This is a genomic window from Mycobacterium sp. NS-7484 (genome assembly GCF_001953975.1).
GTDB lineage: Bacteria > Actinomycetota > Actinomycetes > Mycobacteriales > Mycobacteriaceae > Mycobacterium.
On record NZ_MBEJ01000099.1, the window covers coordinates 114,405 to 140,385 of the forward strand.

Genomic DNA, 25,981 nt, shown 5'->3' on the forward strand with positions numbered 1-25,981 from the left:
CCTTCTGGGCCTGTCCTCAGCCGGCAGGCCAGTTCGGCAGGGGCATGGTGTCGTAGAGCCGTACCCCTCTGCTGTTGAGCCGGGCCAACGCTTGGGTGACGCCCAGCGGCAGCAACGAGATCACCTGGCCCGCGCCGACGAGTGCGCGGATGCCCCAACCACTCGTGGGCACAATGGCTTTCGCGTTCACGCGGGCCAGCTTTCGGCTGCCTTCGACCGGTCCGCGCATGGTGCGTTCGTACGCGGCGAACGCCGCGGCGTGATCGTCACCGGCACGCACCATTTCGGCGGCCAACACGTATGCGCCGTACACCGCGAGGCTGGTGCTTCCGCCGACCGCGGGACCGGGGCAGTAGCCCGCATCTCCGACGAGGGTGACTCGACCACGGGACCACGACGTCATCTCCAATTGGGTGATCGCATCGAAGTAGAACGTCGGTGTCCGTGGCACCTCGTCGAGCCAGCGATCCACTTCCGTGCTCGTCCCCGCGAAAGCCGCACGGAGGGCCGCCTTGTGGCGTTCGACGTCGCGGTAGTCAAAGTCCAACGGTCGATCCGGGCGGAAGATGAACACCGCGCGGGCGTCGTCGAGGTGGTCGGCGGTGTAGATCCCGGCCATGTGACCGGGTTTGAAGTAGCCGCTCATCTCGCCGTCGCGAGCCATGTTCTTCGGCACGGACACCACCGACAGGTATCCGCCGAGGAAGTTCTCGGAGATGTTGTCGCCGAACGTCAGTCTCCGCACGCCCGAGTGCAGGCCGTCGGCCCCGACCACGACGTCGAAGCGTCGGGACCCGTTGTGCTCGAAGGTGACATCACCGTCGGGGGAGATGGTGGTGATCGTGTCGCCGAAGAGATATTCGACATCGTCGCGGCCGGCTCGGTAGTAGATCTCGCTGAGGTCGTCGCGCATGATCTCGACGTGCCGGTCGGACATGGCGCCGATGAGCTTGAGGTAATCGAGTTCGGCCGGTCGTGAGGCACCCGGCCGGTGGACGACGAGTCGGGTGGTGCCGGTGGCGTGCGACATGATCTCGGGCAGTACGCCCATGCGCTCGGAGATCTCCATGGCGGGGCGGAACAGGTCGACGGCGTGCCCGCCGGTCTTACGCAGTGCGGGTGAGCGTTCGACCACGGTGACGTCGAAACCGTGTCGCGACAGCCAGTACGCGAGTACCGGCCCGGAGATGCTGGCGCCAGAGATGAGTACCTTCACGATGCCCCTTACTTAACGGTCGGTAAGTAATCCTGTCGTGAGCTTACCGATCGTTAAGTAAGTTAGGGTGACTACGTGGCCAAGCCCGCTGTGGATACCCGCCAACGCATCTTGGACGTGGCGCGCGAACTCTTTGCCGAGAAGGGTGTGCTGCGTACCAGCCTGCAGGACATCGCCGATCGTCTCGGCATCACGAAACCGGCGCTCTACTACCACTTCCGGTCACGGGAGGATCTGGTTCGCAACATCGTGCAACCCCTGATCGACGAAGGCGAGGCCTTCATCGACGAGCAGGAGCGCAAGCGCCGCGCGGCCCGGGCCACGGCACGCGAGCTTCTCGAGGGCTACTTCGACTTTCACTACCGGCATCGCGCCGACCTCGTACTGATCGTCTCCGAGCTGACCACGTTGGCCGACCTGGGGCTGATCGACCAACTGCTGGCCTGGCGCGCTCGGCTCGGCGTGCTGGTGTTCGGCCGCCGGCCCACCCTCGAACAGTCCACCCGCGCCGTCATCGCTTTCGGTGGTCTACAGGATTGCTGCCTGCAGTTCCCCGACGTGCCCTATGAGCAGTTGCGCAGGACCACCGTGGACGGCGCGATGGCTGCGTTGGGGTTGTGACTGCGCTTCTTACCCGTCACGGCTGAACAGATAAAACCGCGCCGGATTCTTCCCGTTGTGGTCCATCGCGGGCTCGTCACCGCTCGATACCAGGGACCAACCGTCGCTGAAGCGCCGCTGCACCTCGTCGAAACCGATCCCCGGCACACCCGTCGATGTACCGGGGATGAAGGCCACGATCAACAACCGCGCGCCGGGCGCGGCCACCGCACTGACCTCCCGGACGTAGGCGTCACGATCCGCGCCGCTCATGCCGTGCAGGCAGCCGCTGTCGATGATGAGCTCGAATCCCGCTCCGAGGCCGGATGAACTCAATTGCGTCACATCAGCTTTCGCGAACCTGATGGGCAGCGTTCCGGCTTTGTCCCGCGCCTTCTTCAGCGGCTTGTCCACATAGTCCACCCCGGTGACGTGCCAGCCGTTCCTGGCCAGGTACACCGCGGTGTCCCCGGTGCCGCAGCCCAGGTCGAGCGCGGCACTCGGGGGCAACGAGCCACCTTCGATCAGGCCGGTCAGGCTGTGCGCCAGTGGATGGCCGTCCCAGGGCGTGAAGCCCAGCCGGTAGAGCCAGCGGAACAGGCGTTGCCGCGAACTCATGGCCTCACAGCGACCCCAGATCGGCGGACAGCCAGTGCTCGGGCTTGAGGTAGATGGTGACGCCCTCGCCGTGCTCGCGCCGGGCGAACTCCAGGTAGGGCTCCACCTTCTCCGGCGGCAGGTACCGCCGGACCATCTCGACGAGCTGCTCATCGGTGGACGGTTCGATCCGGCTGACCGCACCGTCGACGGCCACATACCGCACCGACGGCTCCAGGCGCTCGGCCATCAACGAGAAGTGCCCGGCCGCTTCGATCAACCGGTGCTTGCGGGAACCCAACCCCGTCTGCACCCACGGTTCACCGCCGGGGGTGTACTGGTACCAGATGGGGACGGTCAGCGGACCGCGCTTGTCGCCGGCGTACACCGACAACGCGGCGATGTGCGGCTCGGCCAGAAACTGTTCGCGTTCTTCCTTGGAAAGGGCCATGAAAACCAGGCTAGCCCCGTTCCCCGACACGGATCGGCGTCGTAGAGTCGAGATCCATGCGCTTTGGACTCTTCATCCCGCAGGGCTGGCGTCTCGACCTCGTTGACATTCCCGCTGAAGACCACTGGCAGGTGATGAGCGATCTGGCGTCATACGCCGACGCCGGCGCCTGGGATTCGCTGTGGGTCTACGACCACTTCCACACCGTGCCGGTGCCCACCGACGAGGCCACCCACGAGGCCTGGACGCTGATGGCCGCGTATGCGGCGACGACGTCACGGATCAAGCTGGGCCAGATGTGCACCGCGATGAGCTATCGCAATCCGGTGTATCTGGCCAAGGTCGCCGCCACCACCGACATCATCTCCGGTGGCCGGGTGCAGATGGGTATCGGCGGTGGCTGGTACGAGCACGAATGGCGTGCCTACGGCTACGGCTTCCCTTCGGCCGGTGAGCGGTTGGGCCGGCTCGACGAGGGTGTGCAGATCATGCGTGACGCCTGGCGGGACGGGCGGGTCAGCTTCGACGGAAAGCATTATCAGGTGGACGGCGCCATCGTGGCGCCCAAGCCGTTGCAGGACAACGGAATTCCGTTGTGGATCGCCGGCGGCGGGGAGAAGGTGACGCTGCGCATCGCGGCCAAGTACGCGCAGTACACCAACTTCACCTCCGAGCCCGAGGGCTTCGCGCACAAATCCCAGGTGCTCGCCGCGCACTGCAAAGACGTCGGCACCGACTACGACGCCATCGTGCGCTCGGCGAACTTCAACGCCGTCATCGGCGATTCGGAGTCCGACGTCGCCGATCGCGTCGCGCGGTTGCGAGACCGGCAGGTGCCGGTTGCCGGTGAGGGTGCGGTCGACGCAATGCTGGCCAACGCCACCGCGCCGGAATCCGCAAGCGGCACACCGGAACAGGTCGTCGAGAAGCTGCAGCGGATGCGTGATCTCGGTTGCGAATATGCGATCCTGTACTTCCCGGAAGCCGCCTATGACCGGTCGGGAATCGAACTGTTCGAGCAGAAGGTCATTCCGGCACTGAGCTGACCTGATAGTGAGCGATGCGCCACCCTTCGTCAGTGCCCGGCACTTTGGCCACCGTCCACCCGCAGGATCTCGCCGGTGACAAAGCCGGCACGCTCCAGGTACAGCACCGCATCCACGGCGTCGTCGATCTCACCGAGTTGGCCCATCGGGTTCAGCCCGGCCATGAAGTCGTGCGTGGAGGGATCGTGCATCGGGGTGTTGATCGAGCCCAAGGCCACCGCGTTCACCCGGATGCCGCGGCCACCAGGCCGGCGCCGATGCCCTGGGACCCGCCGGTGATGACGGCGACGCGGGTGGCGGTGTTGTCGGTGTCGGTGCTCATGTCAGTCCCTTTCGGTTGTCCGGTCTGCCCGGTTGCACTGCTCAACGCGGCGAGGCGCTGGCTCATGTCCGGCCGGCGGGATCTGTCGGCTCCCTGCTGAGAGGCGCAGCCTATTACGCTGCAACGGTGGAGTTGCGCCAGCTGCGCTATTTCGTCACCGTCGCCGAAGAACTGAACTTCGGCCGGGCGGCCGAGCGTCTGCGGATCGCGGGGCCGTCGCTGTCCCAGCAGATCAAGGCCCTCGAACGTGATCTCAAGGTCACGCTGTTCGACCGGGACCGGCGTTCGGTGGCGCTCACTCAGGCCGGTGGTGCGCTGCTGCCCGAGGCCCGTGCGCTGATCCGGCGGGCCGACGAATTGCGCAGGCGGGCACACGGTTTGGCGGTGTCGGACCCGGTGCGGATCGGCTACGTGAACTGGTGCCCGACCGACTGGGCCGAACGTGCCGCAGGGGTGGCCCAACTACGGGTGGACACCTGGGTGATGCCCTCACACACCCAGGCCGCCCGGGTGGCCGACGGCAGCCTGGATTTGGCCATCTGCTGGGTGCAGAACGCTGATCTGGCGGCCCTGGCGCTGCAGGCTCGGCTGATCGGGGTGGACCGGCTGTACGCGTTGTGTCCCGGCACCGACGAATCACCGGTGACCGCCGGCGACACCACGGTGCTCATCGATTCGGATGCGGCCAGCTGGTCGTCGTGGAATCGCTACGGCGAACAGTTCGCCGCCGCCGTCGGCGCACCGGTGATGCGCACCGATGACGGCGGTGTCACCGGGCCCACCTTCTTCGAACACGTCCGCCGGCTGCGTCGTCCGGTGCTCAACAATCCCAAGGGGCAGACCACCGCACTGCCCACCGGGCTGGTACGCCGCCCGGTGGTGGCTCCCTCACCGTTGTGGACCTGGTCGCTGGTGTGGCGCCGGGACGAGTCCAGCCCGGCCGTACTGGCCGTGGTCGACGAGTTCACCCGCGGCGTCGGCGATTTCGGGCTCGACGACGCGGATGTGTGGCTGCCACCCGATGATCCGCATCACCCCGGCCACCAAAGCGGCGATTGACACCACCAGTGCGCCCACCACCAGGGCCGGACGGAAACCGTGGTGCAGCAGTGGTGTCACCACGATCGGTCCGAGGATCTGCCCGGCCGAATACCCGGCGGTGAGCAGCGCGACGGCCCGCGGATAGCGCAGCAGCCGTCCGGCGGCCAGGGCCAGCGTGCTCACCCCGATGAAGGTCCCGCCGAACAGCACGGCGCCGGTGAGCGCCGCACTCACCCCGCCGGCCAGTCCCGCGACGGCGATCCCGGCGGCCTGCACGCCGAGCGCCGCCATCAGCAGCGCCGGATGCGACCACCGGGTGCTCAGCGCGGCCCACAGCGCCGCGGACGGGACGGTGGCCAACCCCACCACCAGCCAGGCTCCGCCACCCAGCCAGCTCGGCGTGCCGTGCGCTACGGCGGCCACCAGGAAGGTGCCGGCGATGATGTAACCGATGCCTTCCAAGGTGTAGCTGACCAGCAGCAGTGCGAAGGCGCCGTGCGGCGGACGGTTTCGAGCTTCGGTACCGGTTGTCGCGGTATCCGGCGCCGGGTGCATCGACCAGGCGGCGAGGCTGAGCACCGCGGCCACCGCCGCGGCCGCCCACCAGGCCACCTGCCAATCTCCGGCGGCCAGCACCAGCACCGCCGAGAGCGCGATGCCCGCGCCGACCCCGCCGAACCCCCACCCGGCCAGGTGCGCCGGGTGGGCGTGCAGGTGCTCCATCATGGTGTTGACCGCGATGACGAACACCAGCGCGCTGGTGATTCCGGCCAGCGTGCGCAGCGTGATCCAGCCAATGGCGTTGGTGGTCAACGGCATTGCCACCAGGCTGACGATCAGCGCGACCAGGCACAGCCGACACGCGAACATCGATCGGGCCAGGCGCGGCCAGACCGTTCCGGCCAGCGCACCGACCAGATAGCCGACGTAGTTCGCGGTGGCGAGGTCGGCGGCGGTGTGAGCGCTCACCCCGGCCTGCGCGGTCATCAACGGCAGGATGGGGGTGTAGACGAACCGGCCGATCCCCATGGCGGCGGCCAGCACGGCGGCGGTGCGGGCGACGTGTGCATGATGGCGCATCGGTTCATCGTGCGGGGCAATTCGTTCGAAGAGCCATGACCGAATACCTCGCAGCTTCGAGGTATTGCCTTCCACCGGAAGGGATGTTCGCCGTCGGCACAGGTGTTGTCAGTGCCATGACGAACAACATCGCGTGGGCGTTGACCGACGCCCTGCGAACCGAACTGGCGCCCCGCGGGATTCACGTGGCGGCCCTGTACGTCGGCTATATGGACACCGACATGGTCTCCTACATCCCGGACGACCAGAAAACCGACCCAGCGGTGGTCGCGGCCCGGGCCGTCACCGGCCTGCTCGATGGTCAGGCCGAGATCCTCGCCGATGACCTGTCCCGCCGGGTCAAGGCGCAACTCGCTTCGGCCTAGCGTTACCGGTACTGCTCACCATCGCCGGACGAGGGATGGCACGATCGTTGACTATGGAGAAGATCTCGCTCACCGCAGTTGCCCGCCAGCAGTTGGAGACGGCCCGCTCCGCAAGCAACGGGCGCAGTGCCCACACCGTCTACGGCGGTCACGAACACTCGCTGCGTCAGACGCTGATCGCGCTCACCGCGGGCACCGGGCTGGACGAGCATGAGAGCCCCGGAGAGGCCACCCTGCAGGTGATCGAGGGCCGGGTGAAGCTGGCCAATGCCGAGGCCAGCTGGGAAGGGTCGAAGGGCGATCACATCGTGATCCCGCGCACCCGGCACAGCCTGCAGGCGCTGGAAGATTCCGTGGTGCTGTTGACGGTGGTCAAGTCGGTCCGCTGAGCGCTTGCGCTGAAGATTGCGGTCACCTGCTAGCCGCGATCTTCAGCGTTGACCGGCCCTGGTCAGATCGCCGGGCCGAGCAGGTCGTCGGCGTCTTTGATGATGTAGCCGTAGCCCTGCTCGGCCAGGAACCGTTGCCGGTGGGCGGCGTACTCCGCGTCCAGCGAGTCCCGCGAGACCACTGAGTAGAACACCGCGCCGCCACCGTTGGCCTTGGGCCGCAGCAACCGGCCCAGGCGTTGTGCCTCTTCCTGCCGAGACCCGAAGGTGCCCGAAACCTGAACGGCCACAGAGGCTTCCGGTAGGTCGATGGAGAAGTTCGCCACCTTCGAGACCACCAGGGTGGAGATCTCCCCGCGGCGGAACGCGTCGAACAGCGCCTCGCGTTCGGCGTTCTTCGTCGACCCCTGGATCACCGGGGCGCCCAGTTCCTCGCCGAGTTCCTCAAGCTGATCCAGGTAGGCGCCGATCACCAGGGTCGGCTCGCCGGGGTGACGTTCCAGGATCGATCGCACGACGGCGATCTTGGTGTGCACCGTCGAGCACAGCTTGTAGCGCTCCTCGGGTTCGGCGGTGGCGTAGAGCATGCGCTCGTTGTCGGTCATCGTCACCCGCACCTCGATGCATTCCGCCGGTGCGATCCAGCCCTGGGCCTCGATGTCCTTCCACGGGGCGTCGTAGCGCTTCGGCCCGATCAACGAGAACACGTCGCCTTCGCGGCCGTCCTCGCGGATCAGCGTCGCGGTCAGGCCCAGCCGCCGGCGCGACTGCAGGTCGGCCGTCATCCGGAACACCGGTGCGGGCAATAGGTGCACCTCGTCGTAGATGATCAGCCCCCAGTCGCGGGTGTCGAAGATCTCGAGGTTCTTGTACTCACCTTTGCTGCGCCGGGTGATCACCTGGTAGGTCGCAATGGTGACCGGGCGGATCTCCTTCTTCTCGCCCGAGTACTCGCCGATCTCGTCCTCAGTCAGCGAGGTGCGGGCCACCAGTTCACGTTTCCACTGGCGGCCGGCCACGGTGTTGGTGACCAGGATCAGCGTCGTCGCGCCCGCCTTGGCCATCGCGGCCGCGCCCACCAGCGTCTTACCGGCACCGCAGGGCAGCACCACCACACCGGAGCCGCCCGCCCAGAAGGAGTCGGCCGCCATCTCCTGGTAGTCGCGCAGGGCCCAGCCGTCCTGGGCCAGCTCGATGGGGTGGGCCTCGCCGTCGACATAGCCCGCCAGGTCCTCGGCCGGCCAGCCGATCTTGAGCAGCATCTGCTTGACCCGGCCGCGTTCGCTGTTGTGCACGATCACGGTGTCGTCGTCGATGCGCGCGCCCAGCATCGGGGCGATCTTCTTGTTGCGCAGCACCTCTTCCAGCACCGCGCGGTCCAGGCTGACCAGCGTCAATCCGTGTGCCGGATGCTTGATCAGCTGCAGCCGCCCGTAGCGGGCCATGGTGTCGACGATGTCGACGAGCAGCGGTTGCGGCACGGGATACCGCGAGAAGGACACCAGCGCGTCGACCACCTGCTCGGCGTCATGGCCGGCTGCCCGGGCGTTCCACAAGGCCAGCGGCGTGATGCGGTAGGTGTGCACATGCTCGGGCGCGCGCTCGAGCTCGGCGAACGGCGCGATCGCCGCGCGCGCCGCACCAGCCTGCTCGTGGTCGACTTCGAGCAGCACCGTCTTGTCGGACTGCACGATCAGTGGGCCGTCAGTCATCCCGGGCTCCTCGTAGGAAAGTCATCGGCGTCCATTATTCCGAATCGGTGCGACTAGCCGGGGGTCAGCGGTGCGCAGCGCTGCGCCGAGCACAAGGTTGAAGATCGCAGCCACCTGGTGACCGTGATCTTCAGCGTAAGCGCCGCGGAGTCCGGCACCCTCAGTCGTCGGCGGAGACCACCGAGGTCACCCGGTGGATCGCGAACTCGCGTACCCGCCCGGCCGCCGGGTCGAACGCGGTCAGCTGGCCACCGCGCACGTTGATCGGGGAGACCACGCGTTGGGTGGCCACTCCCGCCGGGTCGACGTAGCCGATCACCACGGAGGTCTGGTTGATCGCGGCGTCTTGTAACTGGGTGATGGCCATGGCCGGGTCCAGTCGCACGCTGGAGAACGGGCCGGCGGCCACCTTGCGCAGCACCGCGACGATCGCGCCGAGCGTCTGGGCCGTCGGCGGGGTGGGCGGACGGTAGACGCGACGCCGGGTCGGGGCGACGACGCGCGCCCCGCGCGCCCTGATGTCGACGACGGTGCCGGTGGAGTCTTCGGCCGCGGGGGCGAAACCGGCCTCGCGCAGCACCGTGAGTACATCGGCGATCGGCGCCTGCGACACCGCCACGGTGGGGGCGAGCAATCGCAGTTCGAGGCGGTCGGCTCCCGGCGAGGCGACGGCCTGGGCCAGCAGGGCGGGGTCCTCGCACCGCAGGAACGACGCGGCGACGCCGACGCGCAGCTGGCCGTGGCGGCGTGCGACGTCGTCGATCAGGTAGGTCAAGCCTTGCGGCACCGGGGTTTTCGAATGTTTGTCGAACAGCGCGTGCAGTTCACCGGCCGTCCGCCCGGCGTCGAGCGCGCGTCGGATGGAGGTCTCGCTGATCCGGTAGACCATGGCCGCGCCCGCCGATTCCACGGTGGCGACCTCGGCAAGATGTTCGGCCAGATCCCGTTCCAGCGGGCCGGGCACGATCACGGTGAGATCGGCCTGAAGCAGGAAGTGGTCGAGCGGTTTCGGCAGTGCCTTGGCCATCGCGGCCAGCACGTCCTCGTCGGCGTCGCCGGCCAGCATGCCGCGCGCCGGTGTGCTGATCGCCCCGCGGCCGACCATGCCCAGCGCGTGGGCCTCGGTCAGCAACCCGCCGATCGTGCCGGGCTGCAGCCGCACCGCCCAGCGCGGGCGGCGCCAGATCATCGCGCGGGAGGCCTCGGCAGCGTCGATCCCGGTGCCCGGCGGCAGGTCGGCCAGCACGCTCAACAGTAGGCGGCGGTCCAGGGGAGCGGCCGTCGAGTACAGCGAATCCGACAGTGCGGCAAAGGGTTTGTTGTCCGGCCCGCGGCTGCCGATCAGGGCCGGCCGGGCCGGCAGGTCCAGCCAGGTCGAGGCCAGCAGTTGCCAGCGCGCCGCAGTCGTGGCTTCGACGAAGCGATCGGCGGCCACGGTCGGCGCCCAGTAGGGGCCGGCGCCGTCACCCGGGTCGGGATCCGGCATCCCGGCCGCGATCAGCCCGGCACCGGCCGTGAGCTCCAGGAGCAGTCCCAACCGCGGCTCGTCGATGCCGGTGATCTTGGCCAGCCGTTTGACGTCACGCACGCCCAGTCCGCCGGCGCGTAGCTCGGGAACCGGTGCACTGCCCAGGGTTTCGATGATCAGCTCGATCTCGCGCAGCAGGTCGATGGCGGCGCCGGCGGCCACCGCGTCCACGTCGGCCGGCGGGGTGGTCGACGTCTGCAACACCGGTGCGGTCAACTCCGTCGGGCCGAGCGCCTCCCCGCGCATCGCCTGCCCGACCAACCGGGGCAGGATCACGGTCTCGTCGTCGATCCGGCGCAGCAGCCCGGCCTCCACCAACCGCGGCACCGGCCGGTCGGGCGGCGTGCCCGGTGCCGCGTCGCGGGTACGGCCGACGGGTGAACCCTCAAGAAGGCGGGCCAGCAGATCGTTCTGCGGATCGTCGAGCCCACCGAGCCGCGCGGCGATCTCGTCGGCACTGAGTTCGGACCCCTCAACGGTGGCCTGGCCGACATGCCAGGGCAGCCCCGAGGCCACCTCGGCGGCCACCCGGACCTCGGACTGGCCCCATAGGAGGGCCCGCTCGCGCAGATCGTCCAACGCCGCGGTCAGTTCGTCCGCGCCGACCCGCCCGCCCAGCAGCTCGGTCAGCTGCTTCACTGCGACCGCGTGGGCGTCGGCATGCAGGACCAGCAGCGCATCGAGGACAGCCAGCCGCAGGAAGTCCAACGAGTCGGTGGCAGCCTTGACCGATTGCCGTGAGGTGGCACGTGCGGCCAGGGCGGCGATCGTTCCTGGTGGCGGCTGGCTCAGATCGGGCCGCAGCTCCAGCAGGCGGATGAGACCCGAATCATCGAGGTCGGACAGCCAGGCACCCAACGGGATTCCGGGGGTCTTTGCGGCGGTCATATCCTGACCAGCGTAAAGCTACTTCGGGCGGTGCACCGCGCCGGTATCGCCACCAGATCGGCGGCCTGCCACAATGTGGGGCGTGGCTGACAAGAAGAAGAACCATTACGTCGACAATGGCTGGCCCGTGCTCTCCGACGGTGACGATCATGCCGTCAGCGAGCTCGCCACCGACCGCACCGGCGCGCTGTCCCCGTTCGGTGATGTGACCTTTCCGCTGCCGGCCGAAGAACTGCCCTTCATCCAGTCGGCAACCGTCGTCAACCGGTAACGGTGGAGCTGTCGCATCTCGACTCCTCCGGCGCGGCGCACATGGTCGACGTCACGGCCAAGGACGTCACGAAGCGCACCGCGGTGGCTACCGGGACGCTGCACACCCGGCCGGATGTGGTGGCCCTCATCGCCTCGGGCGGATTGCCCAAAGGTGATGCCCTGGCCACGGCGCGCGTGGCCGGGATCCTGGCCGCCAAGCGGACTCCCGACCTGATCCCGCTGTGCCACCAGTTGGCGCTGACCGGCGTGGACGTGGATTTCGAACCCGGCGAGGGGGCGGTGGCCATCACCGCCACCGTGCGCAGCACTGACCGCACCGGCGTCGAGATGGAAGCGCTGACCGCGGTGAGCGTGGCGGCGCTGACGCTCTACGACATGATCAAGGCAGTCGACCCCGCCGCACGCATCGACGACATCAAAGTGGTGCGCAAAGAAGGCGGTAAAACGGGACTGTGGGAAAGAACGTAGGAAAACACGAAGCAGTGACGCGTTCGGCCCGCGTCATCATCGCCTCCACCCGAGCCGCAGCCGGGATATACGACGACCGGACCGGACCGCTGATCGTCGGTTGGCTGTCCGACCGTGGCTATGACGTCACCGAGCAGATGGTGGTGCCCGACGGGCATGCCGTCGGTGATGCGTTGCGCGCCGCGCTGTCCGAACGCGTCGACGTGATCATCACCTCGGGCGGTACCGGCATCTCACCCACCGACGCCACCCCTGAGGCGACGGTCTCGGTGCTCGACTATCAGATCCCCGGCCTGGCCGATGCCATCCGCCGCGCCGGTGTGCACAAGGTTCCGACCGCGGTGCTCTCCCGAGGTGTCTGCGGTGTCGCCGGACAAACCCTGATCGTCAACCTGCCCGGATCAGCCGGTGGGGTCAAGGACGGCCTTGGCGTGCTCGCCGGCGTGCTGGAGCATGCGTTGGACCAGCTCGGTGGGAAGGACCATGCCAGATGAGCGCGACAGTCGTGCGGGTCGAGCTGACCGAGACACCGATTTCGCTGACCGAATACGAGGCGCTGGTGGCCCATGAGGCGGCCGGGGCGGTGGTCGGTTTCTCCGGGGTGGTGCGTGATCACGACGGCGGCCGTTCGGTCACGCGGCTGGATTACTCCGCGCATCCGAATGCCCTGCAGACCCTGCAGGAGGTGGCCGCGGAGGTCGCCGCGCAGGCCGAGGGGGTGCGGGCGATCGCGGTCAGTCACCGCATCGGAACCCTGCAGATCGGCGACGCCGCCCTGGTGGCCGCTGTGGCAGCAGACCATCGCAGGGCGGCGTTCGAAACCTGCGCCCTACTCGTCGACACCGTCAAAGAGCGGCTACCCGTGTGGAAACACCAGTACTTCTCCGACGGCACCGACGAATGGGTCGGTTCGGCCTGAAACTCAGGCCTGAAACAGCCCTAAAACTCAGCCGCTGATGACGATGTTGCCGTCGAGGCCCTGATTCTCGATGGCCTGCTGGATCTGATCGACGTAGCTGACCGGCTGTGCGGGCGCAGGCGCCGCTTCGGGAGCCGGGGCCTCAGGGGCCGGAGCGGGCGCTTCAGGGGCCGGAGCGGGGGCCTCGGGAGCCGGCGCCTGCAGTGCGGCATCGGTGATCGGGGCGGCCTCGGGTGCCGGAGCCTCGGGAGCCGGCGGCAAGGCTTCAGGAGCCGGCGGCAGGTTCTCGGGTGCCGGCGGCAACGCTTCGGGGGCAGGCGGCAGCGGCGCGTCCATCGGGGCGGCCTCGGGTGCCGGGGGCGGCGCGTCGGGCGGCGGCGGTAGTTCACCGTTCACCTCGGGCGCATCCAGCGGGGCTGCCTCGGGCTCGGCCACGACGTTGCGCGGGGTGGCGCTGGAAAGGCCGCGCCCGCAGGTGGGCCATGCGCCCTTGCCCTGGCTGGCGAGCACGCGCTCGGCCACGGCGATCTGTTCTTCCTTGGTGGCCAGGTAGGCGGTGGGTGCGTATTCGCCGCCGCCGTGGGAGGACCACGTGCTGGGGGAGAACTGCAGACCACCGTGGTAGCCGTTACCGGTGTTGATGGCCCAGTTGCCGCCGGACTCGCAGCGGGCTACCTGGTCCCATTCGCCGTCGGTCGCGGCCATCGCGTGGCCGGCCATCGCCAGGCCGCCGCCACCGAGCACAGCCCCGGTGAAGGCGATTTTGGCGACGCTTTTTGCTGACGACGATGAAGTGGGCTTGCGGTGCCGTCCACTCATAAGCGTGAGGATTCCTCTCGTATGCGCCCACGAGGTCAGCTGTCGGGTTCGGGTGGGAGAGGTCACCCGGCCGGCGTCGTCGAAACGACGGCGGCTTCACCCCAAGGAACCGCACGCGATTCCTGGTCCTGATAAATCGGTGGACCGGTTGGGTCCCCCGCCTCCATCCTGGTGTTCGTCGTAACCCCCGCCCGGTGGATGGAGCTCGGCGCTACCGGGATGGGGTGGGTCAACTGATTAGGGTCGGTTGACTTGGAAATGAACGGTAACTGTTCCCGGCTACCGCGTCACCTTTGACGGCCTCGGGCGTTTTCCCCGCGAGCAAACATTAAAAGTTGTTTAAAGGTCCTGGTTACCGCCGCGTTCTCGCAGGTGAGAGCGGAGCTCCACCCCGCCGTAGCCAGCTCGTGACCATTTCGTTATGTGACGGGAATCACGTTAGCCGCCGGCGAAGGGGGGTAACACATCCAGCGTTTGAAGCGTTGACACTGGCTTGCCCATATCGCGTACGGCGACCCCGTCCGACAGGTATGAGCAGCGCTTTAATACTCGTGCGAGTTCCGCGTCGCGCTCGCTGAGGTGCTCAACGAGCGTGGCGATCGTCGCGTCGCTCGCCAAATCTAACGTTTCCGTATCAACTCCGGCTGCGGCCGCGGCAGCGGCGAAATAACGGATCGTCACGGCAGTTGTCTGGGGTGTCATCTAGCCGCCGATCGCGCTCATCGGCCGGACAGGTTGGACGAAATCGGGGTCGTTGATGCCGTGCCCGGCCGGCTTGGCCCACATTGCCGTCCGCCAGGCGGCCTCGAGCGCGTCGTCGGAGGCTCCGCCCCGCAACAACGCCCGCAGATCGCTCTCCTCGGTCGAGAACAGGCAACTGCGGATCTGGCCATCGGCGGTCAGTCTCGTGCGGTCACAGGCCGAGCAGAAGGCATGCGACACCGAGGCGATCACCCCGACGGTGCCGGCGGGATGGGCCGCAGACGCGGCCACCTGCCACAGCTCGGCGGGGGCCGATCCGCGCGGCGACTCCGAGGGCCGAAGATCGAAGTGGCGGCCCAAGGTCGCCAAGATCGTGTCGGCGTCGATCACCGTGCCGCGCTGCCAGGTGTGTCCGGCGTCCAGCGGCATCTGCTCGATGATCCGCAGCTGGTATCCGTGATCCAGGCAGTAGCCCAGCAGTTTCACCGCGTCGTCCAGGCCGGAGACCGGATCGAGTACGGCGTTGACCTTCACCGGATCCAGCCCGGCCGCCTTGGCCGCGGCCAGCCCGTCGAGCACATCGCTCAGTCGGTCCCGGCGGGTGATCCGGGCGAAGTGGGCGGCGTCGACGCTGTCCAGGGACACGTTGATCCGGTTCAGCCCGGCGTCTTTGAGGCCTGCCGCCCGTCGGGCCAAGCCGATGCCGTTGGTGGTCAGGGTGATCTCGGGTCGGGGTGACAAGGCGGCCGCGGCGGCCACCACGTCCTCGAGATGACGGGTGACCAGTGGCTCACCGCCGGTGAACCGCACGCTGGTGATGCCCAGCCGGGTCACCGCGATGCGCAGTAGCCGGCTCAGCTCGTCGGCGCTGAGCAGCGCTTCGCCGGGCAGCCAGTCGAGGCCCTCGGCGGGCATGCAATAGGTACAGCGCAGATTGCACTTGTCGGTCAGCGAGACCCGCAGGTCGGTGGCCGCCCGGCCGTAGGTGTCGACCAGCGGGCCGCTGGTCGGGGCCGGCTCGAGCGGCTGGCGGGTCACGGTCGGCAGTCCGAGTGAGGTCAGCGTCATGCCGGCACCTTCACCGAGTCGACGGGAACGATCTCCTTGCCCAGCGGCACCAGTGACACGGGGATCATCTTCAGGTCGGCCAGCGCCAGCGGAATCCCGACGATGGTGACGGCCATGGCGGCCGCGCTGACCAGGTGGCCGATGGCGAGCCAGATGCCGAACAGCAGTACCCAGATGATGTTGCCGATCAGGGCGCCGGGCCGGGTCCCCGGTTTGTCGACGATGGTGCGGCCGAACGGCCACAGGGCGTAGGAAGCGATGCGCAGGGACGCGAACCCGAACGGAATCGTGATGATCAGGACAAAACAGATCAACGCGGCCAGCAGATAGCCCAGCGCCAACCACAGGCCGCCGAAGATCAACCAGATGATGTTCAGTATCACTCGCATATGCGGCGTATCTCTCCTTTAGAGGTGCTGCAAGCCTACCGAGTAATCGAGGTGAACCGCCTGGCCGACTCCGAGTAAGATCGCTGCATCGCGTCCCGGCGCCGTCGGGACGCGGTCTTTATGTGTGTAGGTAGTTCTGACAAACGACGAGCGGGTGAGAGCAGTGCCGACCGGCAAGGTTAAGTGGTACGACGCTGAAAAGGGCTTCGGCTTTTTGTCCCAGGAAGAGGGCGAGGACGTCTATGTGCGGTCCTCGGCGTTGCCCGCGGGCGTCGAGACCCTCAAGGCCGGTCAGCGCGTGGAGTTCGGTGTGGCCGCCGGACGGCGCGGCCCGCAGGCGTTGAGCCTCAAGCTCATCGACCCGCCGCCGAGCCTGAGCCGCAGCCGGCGTGAAGCCGAGCGTCCCGAGCACAAGCACACACCCGATGAACTGCACGGCATGGTCTCGGACATGATCACGCTGCTCGAGGACATCGTTCAGCCTGAGCTGCGCAAGGGGCGCTACCCCGACCGCAAGGTGGCCCGGCGAGTGTCCGAGGTGGTCAAGGCCGTCGCGCAGGAGCTCGACGCCTAGCAGCTCGGCGGGAACACTGGGGGCATGGCTCAGGGTTCCTACGTCGCGAGCGGCAGCGGCGAATTCAACCGCGACACCAACTACATCACCACGCGCATCACGCGCAATGGTGCTGACGGCTACCCCGTCGAGGCCGGCCGTTATCGGTTGATCGTGGCGCGAGCCTGTCCGTGGGCCAATCGAACGATCATCGTGCGCCGGTTGTTGGGCTTGGAAGATGCGCTGTCCATCGGCTTTTGCGGCCCGACGCACGACGCGCGCAGCTGGACGTTCGACCTCGACCCCGGTGGGGTCGACCCGGTGCTGAAGATCCCGCGGTTGCGCGACGCGTACCTCAAGCGGTTTGGCGACTACGAGAAGGGCATCACCGTGCCCGCGATCGTCGAGGTGGCCACGGGTGAGGTGGTGACCAACGACTACGCCCAGATGACGCTGGACTTCTCCACCGAGTGGACGGAGTTTCACCGCGACGGTGCCCCGCAGCTGTATCCCGAGCCGTTGCGTGCCGAGATCGACGAGGTGGCCCAACGGATCTACACCGAGGTCAACAACGGTGTGTACCGCTGCGGTTTCGCGGGTTCACAGCAGGCCTACGACAAGGCCTACGACCGGTTGTTCGCCGCGCTGGACTGGCTGAGCGAACGGCTGAGCACGCAGCGGTATCTGGTGGGCGACACCATCACCGAGGCCGACGTCCGGTTGTTCACCACGCTGGCCCGCTTCGATCCGGTGTACCACGGTCATTTCAAGTGCAACCGGTCCAAGCTCAGCGAGCTACCGGTGTTGTGGGCCTATGCCCGTGATCTGTTCCAGACGCCGGGGTTCGGCGACACCATCGACTTCGTCCAGATCAAGCAGCACTACTACATCGTGCATTCCGACATCAACCCGACGCAGATCGTGCCCAAGGGTCCGGATCTGGCCAACTGGCTTACGCCACATGGTCGGGAAGCGCTGGGCGGCAGGCCTTTCGGCGACGGTACCCCGCCGGGGTCGACGCCCGAGGGGGAGCGGGTACCGGCCGGGCACTCAGCGGGCTAGCGCCGGTTTCTCCGGCCAGACGGTGCTCACCGACCACTCGGCGTGCGGCAGCGCGAACTCTTTGCCGTCCTGGTCCTGCACCAGGGTCAACAGTTGGACGGCCAATCCGGTGAGCCGGCCGCGGTTGGGGTCGACGGTCGGGATGGTGACGGCCAGGGTGGTCTTGGGTGCGTAGTAGGAGACCGTGGTGTCGATCGGGTTCTCGTAGACCCGCAGCAGCCGCCACGGTGCCCGCGCGATCGCGCTGGACACCGAGAGCTGTACCGGGTTGTCCTCGGTGACCGGCAGTTCGCCCGTCTGCTGCGGGTCGACGCAGTCGTCGAGGTTGAGCACCTGGCAGTACTGGAACGGGCCGATGCGCACCGAGTGCCCGTGTGAGTAGGCGCTGATCTGCGGCAGTTGATCGCCATGGCCGCGGCTGAGCTTCCAGATTCCGACGCCGGTGCCGGCGATGGCCAGGACCACTACGGCGGCCAGGATCATCACGGTGCGCTTCACCTGCTGCCGCCTTGTCGAGCGGCCAGCACCGGGCGGTTGCCGCCGAGGCCGGGAATCAGCGATTCGCCGCGATAGCTCACGATTGTCTGCGCGAGACCGAGTATCAGCACGGCCGTGATCGTAGTGAACCCGACTGAGAGGTCTGTATAGATCAGCACTCCGGTCGCACCGCCGGCCACCCAGGCCAGCTGCAACACCGATTCGGAGCGGCCGAAGGCCGAGGCCCGGGACGCCTCGGGAAGGTCATCCTGCAGGGAGGCGTCGAGGGAGGCCTTGGCGATGGCGCTGGCGGCGGAGGTGACGAGCGTGGCCCCGGCGGCCACCAGAAGGTTTCCGGTGAGCGCGGCGGCCAGCGCGACGACCGTCACCGCGGTCGCGGCCCGCACCACCAGCTGTGCGGGGTGGCCCAACTTGAGCCGGGCGGCAGCGATGTTGCCGCCGAAGTTGCCGACGCCGGCCGCGGCGCCGATCAGGCCGAGGATGAGCAGCTGTTCCCAGCCGCTGGCGTCGTGCGACTTGGCGACGAACGCGGGATAGAGGAACAGGAAGCCGACCATCACCTTGATGGTGCAGTTGCCCCACAGCGCGGTGATGGTGTTGCGACCCAGGGGTTGTCGCTCGGCCTTGGGCTTGTCGGGGTGACGGCGCAGCTCGCCGGCACCACCGCCCGACTGACCGTGGTAGCTCAGCGTCGTGGGCACCTCACCCTCGGTGACCTCCACCCACTTCGGGATCCGCATCGACAGCACGGCGCCGGCCACCGTGACGGCGACCACCACATACAGCGCGCCGGGCAACTGCGCGACGTTGAACAGATACTCGGCGCCCGCAGCGATGCCGCCGCCCACGACGGTGCCGCCGAGCAGACCGAACGTCGTCAGCCGCGAGTTCACCCGGACCAGGTCGATCGACGGCGGCAACACGCGCGGAGTGACCGCGCTGCGCAGCACCGAGAACGATTTGGACAGCACCATCATGCCGAGCGCGCACGGGTAGAGCACCCAGGACGGATAGCTTCCGGTGGCACCGTCGTAGTTGGCGATCAGCACGACGATCAGCGCGGTGCGCAACGCGAACGACGCGGCCAGCGCCATCCGTCGGCCGTGTTGCAGGCGGTCCAGCGCGGGCCCGATCAGCGGGGCGATCACCGCGAACGGGGCAATCGTGATCAGCAGGTACAGCGCGACCTTGCTCTTGGACTCGCCGCTGGCCGCGGCGAAGAACAGCGTGTTGGCCAGGGCGACGGCCATGGCCGCGTCGACGGCGAAGTTCGCCACCACGGGCCAGGTGAGCGCGGTCAGGCCGGACTTGTCGGCGCCGTCGGCGGTGGCGGCGCGGTGCACGAAACCGTACATCCGCGTGCCCATTTCGCGGCTTCGGGCGGCGGCGGCCCGAGTGACGGTGACCTTCTCGCCGGCCGCCGAGCCGACCCCGCGCGAGCGTGGCGGTTCATCGTGCCCGGAATACGTGGCGGTGTGTTGCTCGTCGAGCGGCGGCAGCCAGCGATTGGAACTGGGCACCGATTGCCGGCGTGGCCGACGCGGCGTCTCATCACTGGGATAGTTGGCCATTCCGGGATGTTCCGCACCGCGATCGGTCGGTGGCCGCGGCGGGTAATAGGTCACGCCCCGATTCTCTCTCATCTGCCGCCGCGGTGGCCGACAGGCAACCGGTGTGGCTCGAGGTTGCCCCGGTCAGGCACTATGGAGGCGATGGAAAGCGTGACCGAACCAGCTGAGCAGTCTGCCCAAACCCCTCCGGCGGCCCCGTCGCCGGAGCAGGAAGCGGTGCTGTTGGGTGCCACCGAGCAGGCCCGCGCGGCGCTGATCGAGTTCAGCGGCCTGGACGCGGTGGGTGAATACCTCGGTGCGAGCATCGAGGACTCTGCCTCGGCCACGCACCGGTTCCTGGCCGATCTGCCTGGTTACCGCGGCTGGCAGTGGGCCGTCGTGGTGGCCGCCTACCCGGGTGCCGACCACGCGACGATCAGTGAGCTGGTGCTGGTGCCGGGCCCGACGGCGTTGCTGGCTCCGCAGTGGGTGCCCTGGCAGGACCGGGTGCGCCCCGGCGATCTCGGCCCGGGCGATCTGCTGGCCCCGGCTCCGAATGATCCGCGGCTGGTGCCCGGGTATGTCGCCACCGGGGATCCGCTGATCGATGACACCGCGCTGGAGCTCGGCCTGGGCCGGCGCCAGTTGCTCAGTGAATGGGGCCGCGCGCAGGCGGCGCAACGCTGGCACGACGGGGATTACGGGCCCGGTTCGGCGATGGCCCGCTCGACGCGCCGGGTCTGCCGTGATTGTGGCTTTTACCTGCCGCTCGGCGGCGCGCTGGGCGTGATGTTCGGAGTCTGCGCCAACGAGCTGTCCGCCGACGGGCACGTGGTGGAGGCCGAGTATGGCTGCGGCGCCCATTCGGACACGCCGCAACCGCCGGGCACCGGGTCGCCGATGTACGAACCGTACGACGACGGTGTGCTTGATCTCGCCGACTGAGGCGGGCTCAGCTCTCGGCGGCGGCCTTGATGCGGGCCAGCGAGGCCTTCATCCCGTCGACGAGCTCGTCCTCGAAGCTGGGCACGCCGCCCATGAGGGCATTCACCAGCGCATTGGACACGGCCGAGGTGCCGTTCTCGGCATGGCGGGACTCCGTCACCCGGGTGCCGTTCGCCGTCGGCTCGAGTTCGTAGGTCCACACGGTGTTGTTGGCCTCCACCAGGAACGCCAGCTTCTGTTTGTCGATCACCTCGGTGAGGCGTGACGTGGTGGGCCAGAACAGGAACTTGCGCCGGTTGAGGTTGAACGTGCGGGTGCCCGGACGCACCGGTCCCAGCGGTTTCATCAGCCGGCACTGCGGGCTCCACTGCGGCATCAGGCGCAGGTCCGAGATCAGTCCCCACACCTTGTCGACGGGCGCGTCGATGTCGATGCTGGCTTGCAGTAGTGGTGCGGCCATGGTGTCTCCTCAGGTCAATCCGCTTTGCGCGCCGCGAGATCCGCGTCGCACGGCACGGCGCTGGATCAGGAATATAGACGTGCCGAGCACACCGATCGCCAGCCCCGCGACGGTGAACGGCCGCCACACGTGCAGCGCGCCCACCGTGAACGACAGGATCGTGGCGATCAGCCAGGCCGTGGCGATCACCAGGATCACCGGCCACGGTTCCAGCAGCGCGGCAGGCAATGCCGGAAGTTGCGGCGCCGGGTCGTTGGTTTCCTCGGTCATCGCCGACCAACGTATCCGATCCGGTGACCATTCATTGGTCTTCGTTTTAGCCCTTTGCGCTCGGGGGCTCAGTACTATTTGCGATGTGAAAGATCCGGAATCGGTGCTCGCGAATGATCTGGCGCTCGCAGTTGTGCGTCTCGCGCGCCAATTGCGCACGCGGCGTGCGGAATCCCCGGTTTCGCTGACCCAGTTCTCGGCGCTGGCCACGTTGGTCAAGGAAGGCGCGATGACCCCGGGCGCGTTGGCAATCCGGGAGCGCGTACGCCCGCCGTCGATGACCCGGGTGATCGCGTCGTTGTCCGAGCAGGGTCTGGTGATCCGGGCCGCCCATCCGGTCGACGGGCGTCAGATCGTGGTCTCGGCATCGTCGGCCGGCAGGAGTCTGGTCGAGGCCGAACGCCGCGCCAGCCAGGAATGGCTGATGACTCATCTGTCCCGGCTGAACGCGGCCGAACGTCAGACCCTGCTCACCGCGACCAACCTGATGTCGGCCATGGTCGTCGAAGGCGCGTGAGTCTGCTGAACGTCGTCGACATCGATGATCCGGCCGATCCCCGGTTGGACGACTTCCGCGATCTCAACAGCGTGGACCGCCGCCCCGATCTGCCCAGCGGCAAAGGCCTGGTGATCGCCGAGGGGGTGCTGGTGGTGCAGCGGATGCTGGCCTCCCGCTTCGTCCCTCGGGCGCTGCTGGGCACCGACCGGCGGCTGACCGAGCTGGCCGCCGACCTCGACGGGGTGGAGGTGCCGTTCTATCGCGCCAGTGCCGAGGTGATGGCCGCCGCGGTCGGGTTTCATCTGAACCGCGGCGTGCTGGCGTCGGCCTCGCGCGCGCCGGAACTGACGGTGGCCGAGGTGATCTCCGAAGCACGCACCGTGGCGGTGCTCGAAGGGGTCAACGATCACGAGAACCTCGGGTCGATCTTCCGCAATGCCGCCGGGCTGGCAATCGATGCCGTGGTGTTCGGCGCCGGATGTGCCGATCCGCTGTACCGCCGTGCGGTGCGGGTGTCGATGGGGCATGCCCTGCTGGTTCCGTTCGCCCGCGCCTGCTCCTGGCCTGATGAGTTGGAACTGTTGCGCGACAATGGTTTTCGGCTGTTGGCCATGACGCCGGACCCGGCCGCGGCGACGCTGTCGGAGGCGATGACGCAGCTCGACGCGCAGCGGGTGGGCATCCTGGTCGGCGCGGAGGGGCCGGGCCTGACCGAGCGGACGATGCGGGCCAGCGATGTGCGCGTGCGGATCCCGATGTCGCGCGGCACCGATTCGCTCAATGTGGCGACCGCCGCGGCGTTGGCGTTCTACGAGCGTGCCCGGCTCGGAGGCCCGATCGCGTTAGATTGACACCGTGACCGACGATTCCACGCCGTGGGGTACCGGCTTGACGGTGGCCGGCTTTGTGGCCGCGGTGCTGGGTGCCGCGATCGTGGTGCTCGGCATGGGGCTGTTGCGGGTGCACCCGCTGCTGGCGATCGGGCTCAACATGGTGGCGGTCGGCGGGCTGGCTCCCACGGTGTGGGGGTGGCGGCGCCGTCCGGTGTGGCGGTGGTTCGTGCTGGGGTCGGCCGTCGGCGTGGCGGGTGGCTGGTTGGTGCTGTTGGCCATCGGGTTGAGCCAAGCCTGAGCGGGTCCTCCTCAGTGCTGAAGATTGGGGTCGCCAGGTAGCCCCGATCTTCAGCGTTGGCAGCTTTCCACGTCAGGCCGCCAGTTCCACGCGGCCGAACTCGCAGTCCGGCCCGCAGGCGTGGCCATTCACCGTGATGCCGTGTCGCCGCATCACCTGGGCGATCTTCGCGGCGGTCCGGCACGGTCTGTCGAAAACCTGACGGTAGGACAGCCGGACGGTTGAGCGGCCATCGACCGCGGCGTCCAGGTCACGCTCGGCATCCCGGCTGCGCGCCGATGCCGTGTTGTGAAACAGGAGACCATCGAGTTCGACCACGAGCCGTTGACCGTATTCGACATCTCGGTAGCTCACTCCCACCGATGAGGTCGAACGCTTCTGACGGGTAGCCCGGGGCAACCCGTGCGCCCGTTCCACGCGATTGAGGTACCCGTGCTCCAGGACTGAGCAGGTGCCCTCGGCGATGTCGACGATCACCGCACGTAGCCAGCGGCGTCTTCGAACCCGCTGACGAGCGTCGAGGGCGTGCAGTAGGCGCCGCGCGGTGGTCCGCCGCGACTGGCACGCGTTGGCCAGCGCCGCGATCGCATCGAACTCGGATTTGGCCAGGCATGCGACGTCAAGGGCGGCTTCTTCGAAACGTAGCCGTGGCGGCCCGACGTGCCAGAGCACCCGCTCTTCCAGGTGGGTCAGATGGTGGATGCGCACTCCTGGGGGCTCAGCCAGCACGCCCCGGTCGCGGGAGACTGCGACATGGATTACCGCACCCTCGTCGGTCAACGCCGATTCCAGGCACAACGCCGCCGGAGCGGCGTAAAGCACTGCGGCCCAAGCTCGTTGCAGCCATGTCGATGGTCCGGTGTGATCGATGTATACGCCGTCGTGGACCCGGGTCCACTCATTGCGCCGGAGCAACCGTCGAATGTCGTGCTGCTGCAGCCCCGCATCCAGGGCTTGTCGACGTGAAATGACGCCCGACTGCTGCCGAAGCACGTCATCGATATCCACGCCGTCGATGCTCGCCGACCAGCCCAGCTGTGACCAGACCCGTTCCGCGCCTCTGTGGATAACTACCAACGCTGAAGATTCGGGCTACCTGGTGACCACAATCTTCAGCACAGGCAGTGAGATCAGAGGATCAGGGTTGCGTGCCCGACGAGCGAACCCCCAGCAGCACGTCCTCCCAGGCTGGAACCGTCGCGCGGGCCTTGCGGCTGCGCTTGGGGGCCGGGGGAGCCGGAGCCTGCACTTCGGGCGCCGCGACCTGCTGGGGCTCGGAAGCGTCCTGGACCTCGTGCGTCTCGTGGTCGTCGAACAGGTGCGGCACCGCGGCCACAGGACGCAGCGGCCGGCCCATCTCGGGGTTGATCAGCTGACGGGCCGCGTCGTCAGAGGCGGTGACGGTGCCCCCGTGGGCGCCCGGGCTGAACCGGAAGTGTGCGACGTTGTCCGACCGCCCCGCCTTCCAGGCCAGCTGCACCGTCCAGCGGCTGTCCTCGTTACGCCAGGCGTCCCAGGAGATGGAGTCGGGATCGAGGCCGCGGGCCACCAGCGCCGTCGTGACCGTTTCCAGCAGGGTGAGCACGGCCGGTCCGTCGGCCAGCACCGGGTGCGCTGCGGTGGCCAGCTCAGCCGCGCGGGCGCGCTCCAGCAACACCGGATGGGCGAACCGCTCGACCCGCTCGATAGGCACCCCGGCGGCGGTGGCCAACTGCTCGACCGATGCCCCGGCGCGGATCTTCGCCTGAATCTCCTTGGGTCGCAGCACGTTCTGCACCTCTACATCGATCTCGGACTGATTCGAGGTGACCGTGTCGCCGCGCATCGCTGCGCGCAGACGGTCGTCGACACGCAAGCTGAACATGTCCTTGGCGGAGTCGTCGGATTCGCAGATGATGCGCCTGCCGTCGACGTTCAATCCAACGACTCTGAGTTCTCGCATACCGACCAAACCTCCTGCGCGAACCCTACTGCGTTATCAGCCCGTGACCGCGCTGACACGCTGGGGAGGTGTCAGAGGTTCTGCACGACCCAGTCGACGCAGCTGGTCAGGGCGCTCACGTCATCGGGATCCACGGCCGGGAACATGCCGATGCGCAGCTGGTTACGGCCCAGCTTGCGGTAGGGCTCGGTGTCCACGATGCCGTTGCTGCGCAACACCTTGGCGACCGCGGCGGCATCGACGGATTCGCTGAAGTCGATCGTGCCGACCACCTGCGAACGCAGCGCCGGATCGGTGACGAACGGTGTGGCGAAGCTCGACGCCTCGGCCCACGAGTACAGCCGCTGCGAGGAATCCGCGGTGCGTTTGACGGCCCAGTCCAGGCCACCGTTGCCGTTGAGCCAGTCCAGCTGTTCGGCCAGCAGGATCAGCGTCGCGATGGCCGGGGTGTTGTAGGTCTGGTTCTTCAGGCTGTTCTCCACCGCGATCGGCAGCGACAGGAAGTCGGGCACCCAGCGGTCCGTCGCGGCGATCGCCTCGATACGCGCCAGCGCGGCCGGGCTCATGATGGCCAACCACAGCCCACCGTCGCCGGCGAAATTCTTCTGCGGCGCAAAGTAATACGCATCGGCGTCGGTGATGGTCACGGGCAGGCCGCCGGCCGCGGAGGTGGCGTCGATCAGCACCAGCGCGTCGCCGGCGGGGCGGGTCACCGGCACCGAGACACCGGTCGAGGTCTCGTTGTGCGCCCAGGCCACGGCGTCCACCGAGGGGTCGGACTGCGGCTCGGGGGCGGTGCCCGGGTCGGTCTTGACGACGATCGGGTCACCGATGAACGGGTTCTTGGCCACGCACGAGGCGAACTTGCTGCTGAACTCGCCGTAGGTCAGGTGCAGGGACTTCTTGTCGATCAAACCGAACGCCGCGGCATCCCAGAATGCGGTCGACCCGCCGTTGCCCAGGATCACCTCATAGCCGTCGGGAACAGAGAACAGCTGACGCAGCCCGTCACGGACCCGGCCCACCAGATTCTTGATCGGGGCCTGCCGATGGGACGTGCCGAACAGATCCCCGGCAGCGGCCAACGCGGTCAGTTGCTCGGGGCGGACCTTGGAGGGGCCACATCCGAAACGGCCGTCGCGGGGCTTGAGTTCGGCAGGGATGATGAGTTCAGCCATACCGACCAGCCTAAAGACGC

General features: G+C 67.9%; 30 protein-coding genes, 3 pseudogenes and 1 riboswitch. Of the genes and pseudogenes, 15 read left to right on the forward strand and 18 right to left on the reverse strand.

Going from position 1 to position 25,981, the window contains the following annotated elements:
- Positions 1–16 precede the first annotated feature (16 nt).
- Positions 17–1,216, reverse strand: a complete 1,200-nt coding sequence (locus tag A5733_RS18900) for an FAD-dependent monooxygenase (protein WP_076241225.1) — start codon at positions 1,214–1,216, stop codon at positions 17–19.
- 75 nt (positions 1,217–1,291) lie between these two features.
- Between A5733_RS18900 and A5733_RS18905 the strand changes: the two genes are divergently transcribed.
- On the forward strand, positions 1,292–1,837 hold the full coding sequence (locus tag A5733_RS18905; protein ID WP_076241226.1) for a TetR/AcrR family transcriptional regulator: 546 nt from the start codon (positions 1,292–1,294) through the stop codon (positions 1,835–1,837).
- A 9-nt stretch (positions 1,838–1,846) separates the two neighbouring features.
- On the opposite strand, the gene A5733_RS18910 is transcribed toward A5733_RS18905, so the two are convergent.
- Both A5733_RS18910 and A5733_RS18915 read right to left on the reverse strand, forming a co-directional pair.
- Complete coding sequence (locus A5733_RS18910) at positions 1,847–2,434, reverse strand: bifunctional 2-polyprenyl-6-hydroxyphenol methylase/3-demethylubiquinol 3-O-methyltransferase UbiG (protein ID WP_076241227.1); 588 nt, start codon at positions 2,432–2,434, stop codon at positions 1,847–1,849.
- Positions 2,435–2,438: 4 nt separating this feature from the next.
- On the reverse strand, positions 2,439–2,864 hold the full coding sequence (locus tag A5733_RS18915; RefSeq protein ID WP_067769903.1) for a pyridoxamine 5'-phosphate oxidase family protein: 426 nt from the start codon (positions 2,862–2,864) through the stop codon (positions 2,439–2,441).
- Positions 2,865–2,920: 56 nt separating this feature from the next.
- Between A5733_RS18915 and A5733_RS18920 the strand changes: the two genes are divergently transcribed.
- A complete protein-coding gene (locus A5733_RS18920; protein WP_076241228.1) occupies positions 2,921–3,910 on the forward strand; it encodes an LLM class F420-dependent oxidoreductase in 990 nt (329 codons plus the stop codon).
- 29 nt (positions 3,911–3,939) lie between these two features.
- On the opposite strand, the pseudogene A5733_RS18925 reads toward A5733_RS18920, so the two are convergent.
- Positions 3,940–4,149, reverse strand: a pseudogene (locus tag A5733_RS18925) (SDR family oxidoreductase); the annotation flags it as partial.
- Positions 4,150–4,358: 209 nt separating this feature from the next.
- Between A5733_RS18925 and A5733_RS18930 the strand changes: the two are divergent.
- Positions 4,359–5,291: a LysR family transcriptional regulator gene (locus tag A5733_RS18930; RefSeq protein ID WP_076241229.1), complete on the forward strand. Its 933-nt coding sequence runs from the start codon at positions 4,359–4,361 to the stop codon at positions 5,289–5,291.
- Positions 5,292–5,333: 42 nt separating this feature from the next.
- Here A5733_RS18930 and A5733_RS18935 read toward each other — a convergent pair.
- Positions 5,334–6,353 (reverse strand): annotated as a pseudogene (locus A5733_RS18935) (YbfB/YjiJ family MFS transporter); the annotation flags it as partial.
- Between the two features lie 131 nt (positions 6,354–6,484).
- Between A5733_RS18935 and A5733_RS18940 the strand changes: the two are divergent.
- Both A5733_RS18940 and A5733_RS18945 read left to right on the forward strand, forming a co-directional pair.
- A pseudogene (locus A5733_RS18940) lies at positions 6,485–6,718 on the forward strand (short-chain dehydrogenase); the annotation flags it as partial.
- Between the two features lie 53 nt (positions 6,719–6,771).
- Complete coding sequence (locus tag A5733_RS18945) at positions 6,772–7,107, forward strand: cupin domain-containing protein (RefSeq protein ID WP_076241231.1); 336 nt, start codon at positions 6,772–6,774, stop codon at positions 7,105–7,107.
- A gap of 62 nt (positions 7,108–7,169) precedes the next feature.
- Here A5733_RS18945 and A5733_RS18950 read toward each other — a convergent pair whose 3' ends face one another.
- Positions 7,170–8,819 (reverse strand): DNA repair helicase XPB, encoded by a 1,650-nt coding sequence (locus A5733_RS18950; RefSeq protein ID WP_076241232.1) that lies wholly within the window; start codon positions 8,817–8,819, stop codon positions 7,170–7,172.
- Positions 8,820–8,979: 160 nt separating this feature from the next.
- Complete coding sequence (locus A5733_RS18955) at positions 8,980–11,235, reverse strand: helicase-associated domain-containing protein (RefSeq protein ID WP_076241233.1); 2,256 nt, start codon at positions 11,233–11,235, stop codon at positions 8,980–8,982.
- Positions 11,236–11,308: 73 nt separating this feature from the next.
- Between A5733_RS18955 and A5733_RS18960 the strand changes: the two genes are divergently transcribed.
- From A5733_RS18960 to A5733_RS18975, 4 genes are read left to right on the forward strand one after another with little or no spacing between them, the layout of a single operon-like run.
- The gene (locus A5733_RS18960; RefSeq protein ID WP_067769921.1) at positions 11,309–11,506 is read left to right on the forward strand and encodes a hypothetical protein; all 198 of its coding nucleotides are present in this window, start codon (positions 11,309–11,311) and stop codon (positions 11,504–11,506) included.
- Positions 11,507–11,508: 2 nt separating this feature from the next.
- Positions 11,509–11,976 carry a cyclic pyranopterin monophosphate synthase MoaC gene (gene moaC / locus A5733_RS18965; protein ID WP_076241234.1) on the forward strand — a complete coding sequence of 156 codons (468 nt, stop codon included), beginning with the start codon at positions 11,509–11,511 and terminating at the stop codon, positions 11,974–11,976.
- A 14-nt stretch (positions 11,977–11,990) separates the two neighbouring features.
- The gene (locus A5733_RS18970) at positions 11,991–12,470 is read left to right on the forward strand and encodes a molybdenum cofactor biosynthesis protein B (protein WP_076241235.1); all 480 of its coding nucleotides are present in this window, start codon (positions 11,991–11,993) and stop codon (positions 12,468–12,470) included.
- Positions 12,467–12,895 (forward strand): molybdenum cofactor biosynthesis protein MoaE, encoded by a 429-nt coding sequence (locus tag A5733_RS18975; protein WP_076241236.1) that lies wholly within the window; start codon positions 12,467–12,469, stop codon positions 12,893–12,895. Before A5733_RS18970 ends, A5733_RS18975 begins: the two co-directional genes overlap by 4 nt.
- A 27-nt stretch (positions 12,896–12,922) precedes the next feature.
- Here A5733_RS18975 and A5733_RS18980 read toward each other — a convergent pair whose 3' ends face one another.
- From A5733_RS18980 to A5733_RS18995, 4 genes are all read right to left on the reverse strand, one after another.
- Entirely contained in the window at positions 12,923–13,714 is a 792-nt protein-coding gene (locus A5733_RS18980) for a transglycosylase family protein (RefSeq protein ID WP_076241237.1), read from the reverse strand.
- A 9-nt stretch (positions 13,715–13,723) separates the two neighbouring features.
- Positions 13,724–13,935: riboswitch (cyclic di-AMP (ydaO/yuaA leader) on the reverse strand.
- A 217-nt stretch (positions 13,936–14,152) separates the two neighbouring features.
- Positions 14,153–14,416 (reverse strand): MoaD/ThiS family protein, encoded by a 264-nt coding sequence (locus A5733_RS18985; RefSeq protein WP_067769930.1) that lies wholly within the window; start codon positions 14,414–14,416, stop codon positions 14,153–14,155.
- A complete protein-coding gene (gene moaA, locus A5733_RS18990; protein WP_076241238.1) occupies positions 14,417–15,484 on the reverse strand; it encodes a GTP 3',8-cyclase MoaA in 1,068 nt (355 codons plus the stop codon).
- Complete coding sequence (locus A5733_RS18995; RefSeq protein WP_076241239.1) at positions 15,481–15,873, reverse strand: YccF domain-containing protein; 393 nt, start codon at positions 15,871–15,873, stop codon at positions 15,481–15,483. Before A5733_RS18995 ends, moaA begins: the two co-directional genes overlap by 4 nt.
- A gap of 163 nt (positions 15,874–16,036) precedes the next feature.
- Here A5733_RS18995 and A5733_RS19000 point away from each other — a divergent pair, with 163 nt between their 5' ends.
- The gene (locus A5733_RS19000; protein ID WP_067769936.1) at positions 16,037–16,447 is read left to right on the forward strand and encodes a cold-shock protein; all 411 of its coding nucleotides are present in this window, start codon (positions 16,037–16,039) and stop codon (positions 16,445–16,447) included.
- 24 nt (positions 16,448–16,471) lie between these two features.
- Positions 16,472–17,488 carry a glutathione S-transferase family protein gene (locus tag A5733_RS19005; protein WP_076241240.1) on the forward strand — a complete coding sequence of 339 codons (1,017 nt, stop codon included), beginning with the start codon at positions 16,472–16,474 and terminating at the stop codon, positions 17,486–17,488.
- On the opposite strand, the gene A5733_RS19010 is transcribed toward A5733_RS19005, so the two are convergent.
- Together A5733_RS19010 and A5733_RS19015 are read right to left on the reverse strand one after the other, a co-directional pair.
- A complete protein-coding gene (locus A5733_RS19010; protein ID WP_076241241.1) occupies positions 17,477–17,986 on the reverse strand; it encodes a DUF2771 domain-containing protein in 510 nt (169 codons plus the stop codon). The two genes, A5733_RS19005 and A5733_RS19010, sit on opposite strands and share 12 nt — an antisense overlap.
- Positions 17,983–19,557 (reverse strand): MFS transporter, encoded by a 1,575-nt coding sequence (locus A5733_RS19015; RefSeq protein ID WP_142254088.1) that lies wholly within the window; start codon positions 19,555–19,557, stop codon positions 17,983–17,985. Before A5733_RS19015 ends, A5733_RS19010 begins: the two co-directional genes overlap by 4 nt.
- A 141-nt stretch (positions 19,558–19,698) precedes the next feature.
- On the opposite strand from A5733_RS19015, the gene A5733_RS19020 reads away from it, so the two are divergent.
- Positions 19,699–20,481: a DUF3027 domain-containing protein gene (locus A5733_RS19020; RefSeq protein ID WP_076241285.1), complete on the forward strand. Its 783-nt coding sequence runs from the start codon at positions 19,699–19,701 to the stop codon at positions 20,479–20,481.
- A 7-nt stretch (positions 20,482–20,488) separates the two neighbouring features.
- Here the strand turns inward: A5733_RS19020 and A5733_RS19025 are convergent, their stop codons facing one another.
- Both A5733_RS19025 and A5733_RS19030 read right to left on the reverse strand, forming a co-directional pair.
- Entirely contained in the window at positions 20,489–20,941 is a 453-nt protein-coding gene (locus A5733_RS19025) for an SRPBCC family protein (RefSeq protein WP_067769945.1), read from the reverse strand.
- A 9-nt stretch (positions 20,942–20,950) separates the two neighbouring features.
- Positions 20,951–21,211, reverse strand: coding sequence for a DUF2530 domain-containing protein (locus A5733_RS19030; protein ID WP_076241243.1), 261 nt, complete (start codon positions 21,209–21,211; stop codon positions 20,951–20,953).
- A gap of 85 nt (positions 21,212–21,296) precedes the next feature.
- Between A5733_RS19030 and A5733_RS19035 the strand changes: the two genes are divergently transcribed.
- The 3 genes from A5733_RS19035 to A5733_RS19045 are packed head-to-tail and all read left to right on the forward strand — an operon-like array spanning position 21,297 to position 22,841.
- Positions 21,297–21,728 (forward strand): MarR family winged helix-turn-helix transcriptional regulator, encoded by a 432-nt coding sequence (locus tag A5733_RS19035; protein WP_067769949.1) that lies wholly within the window; start codon positions 21,297–21,299, stop codon positions 21,726–21,728.
- Complete coding sequence (locus A5733_RS19040) at positions 21,725–22,561, forward strand: RNA methyltransferase (protein ID WP_076241244.1); 837 nt, start codon at positions 21,725–21,727, stop codon at positions 22,559–22,561. The genes A5733_RS19035 and A5733_RS19040 overlap by 4 nt, the downstream gene beginning before the upstream one ends.
- Positions 22,562–22,565: 4 nt before the next feature.
- Entirely contained in the window at positions 22,566–22,841 is a 276-nt protein-coding gene (locus A5733_RS19045; RefSeq protein WP_067769953.1) for a DUF2537 domain-containing protein, read from the forward strand.
- Between the two features lie 72 nt (positions 22,842–22,913).
- Here the strand turns inward: A5733_RS19045 and A5733_RS19050 are convergent, their stop codons facing one another.
- From A5733_RS19050 to serC, 3 genes are all read right to left on the reverse strand, one after another.
- Complete coding sequence (locus A5733_RS19050) at positions 22,914–23,849, reverse strand: type IV toxin-antitoxin system AbiEi family antitoxin domain-containing protein (protein ID WP_076241245.1); 936 nt, start codon at positions 23,847–23,849, stop codon at positions 22,914–22,916.
- Between the two features lie 130 nt (positions 23,850–23,979).
- Positions 23,980–24,783, reverse strand: coding sequence for a septation protein SepH (gene sepH, locus A5733_RS19055; RefSeq protein WP_076241246.1), 804 nt, complete (start codon positions 24,781–24,783; stop codon positions 23,980–23,982).
- Positions 24,784–24,854: 71 nt separating this feature from the next.
- Positions 24,855–25,961, reverse strand: a complete 1,107-nt coding sequence (gene serC / locus A5733_RS19060; protein ID WP_076241247.1) for a phosphoserine transaminase — start codon at positions 25,959–25,961, stop codon at positions 24,855–24,857.
- Positions 25,962–25,981 lie beyond the last annotated feature (20 nt).

Excerpts from the sequence above, each read along its gene's own strand:
- A5733_RS18910 (WP_076241227.1), bottom strand. The coding sequence starts at position 2,434 with ATGAGTTCGCGGCAACGCCTGTTCCGCTGGCTCTACCGGCTGGGCTTC.
- A5733_RS18915 (WP_067769903.1), bottom strand. The coding sequence starts at position 2,864 with ATGGCCCTTTCCAAGGAAGAACGCGAACAGTTTCTGGCCGAGCCGCAC.
- A5733_RS18920 (WP_076241228.1), top strand. The coding sequence starts at position 2,921 with ATGCGCTTTGGACTCTTCATCCCGCAGGGCTGGCGTCTCGACCTCGTT.
- A5733_RS18945 (WP_076241231.1), top strand. The coding sequence starts at position 6,772 with ATGGAGAAGATCTCGCTCACCGCAGTTGCCCGCCAGCAGTTGGAGACG.
- A5733_RS18950 (WP_076241232.1), bottom strand. The coding sequence starts at position 8,819 with ATGACTGACGGCCCACTGATCGTGCAGTCCGACAAGACGGTGCTGCTC.
- A5733_RS18955 (WP_076241233.1), bottom strand. The coding sequence starts at position 11,235 with ATGACCGCCGCAAAGACCCCCGGAATCCCGTTGGGTGCCTGGCTGTCC.
- A5733_RS18960 (WP_067769921.1), top strand. The coding sequence starts at position 11,309 with ATGTGGGGCGTGGCTGACAAGAAGAAGAACCATTACGTCGACAATGGC.
- A5733_RS18975 (WP_076241236.1), top strand. The coding sequence starts at position 12,467 with ATGAGCGCGACAGTCGTGCGGGTCGAGCTGACCGAGACACCGATTTCG.
- A5733_RS18980 (WP_076241237.1), bottom strand. The coding sequence starts at position 13,714 with ATGAGTGGACGGCACCGCAAGCCCACTTCATCGTCGTCAGCAAAAAGC.
- A5733_RS18985 (WP_067769930.1), bottom strand. The coding sequence starts at position 14,416 with ATGACACCCCAGACAACTGCCGTGACGATCCGTTATTTCGCCGCTGCC.
- moaA (WP_076241238.1), bottom strand. The coding sequence starts at position 15,484 with ATGACGCTGACCTCACTCGGACTGCCGACCGTGACCCGCCAGCCGCTC.
- A5733_RS18995 (WP_076241239.1), bottom strand. The coding sequence starts at position 15,873 with ATGCGAGTGATACTGAACATCATCTGGTTGATCTTCGGCGGCCTGTGG.
- A5733_RS19005 (WP_076241240.1), top strand. The coding sequence starts at position 16,472 with ATGGCTCAGGGTTCCTACGTCGCGAGCGGCAGCGGCGAATTCAACCGC.
- A5733_RS19015 (WP_142254088.1), bottom strand. The coding sequence starts at position 19,557 with ATGGCCAACTATCCCAGTGATGAGACGCCGCGTCGGCCACGCCGGCAA.
- A5733_RS19020 (WP_076241285.1), top strand. The coding sequence starts at position 19,699 with ATGGAAAGCGTGACCGAACCAGCTGAGCAGTCTGCCCAAACCCCTCCG.
- A5733_RS19025 (WP_067769945.1), bottom strand. The coding sequence starts at position 20,941 with ATGGCCGCACCACTACTGCAAGCCAGCATCGACATCGACGCGCCCGTC.
- A5733_RS19030 (WP_076241243.1), bottom strand. The coding sequence starts at position 21,211 with ATGACCGAGGAAACCAACGACCCGGCGCCGCAACTTCCGGCATTGCCT.
- sepH (WP_076241246.1), bottom strand. The coding sequence starts at position 24,783 with ATGCGAGAACTCAGAGTCGTTGGATTGAACGTCGACGGCAGGCGCATC.
- serC (WP_076241247.1), bottom strand. The coding sequence starts at position 25,961 with ATGGCTGAACTCATCATCCCTGCCGAACTCAAGCCCCGCGACGGCCGT.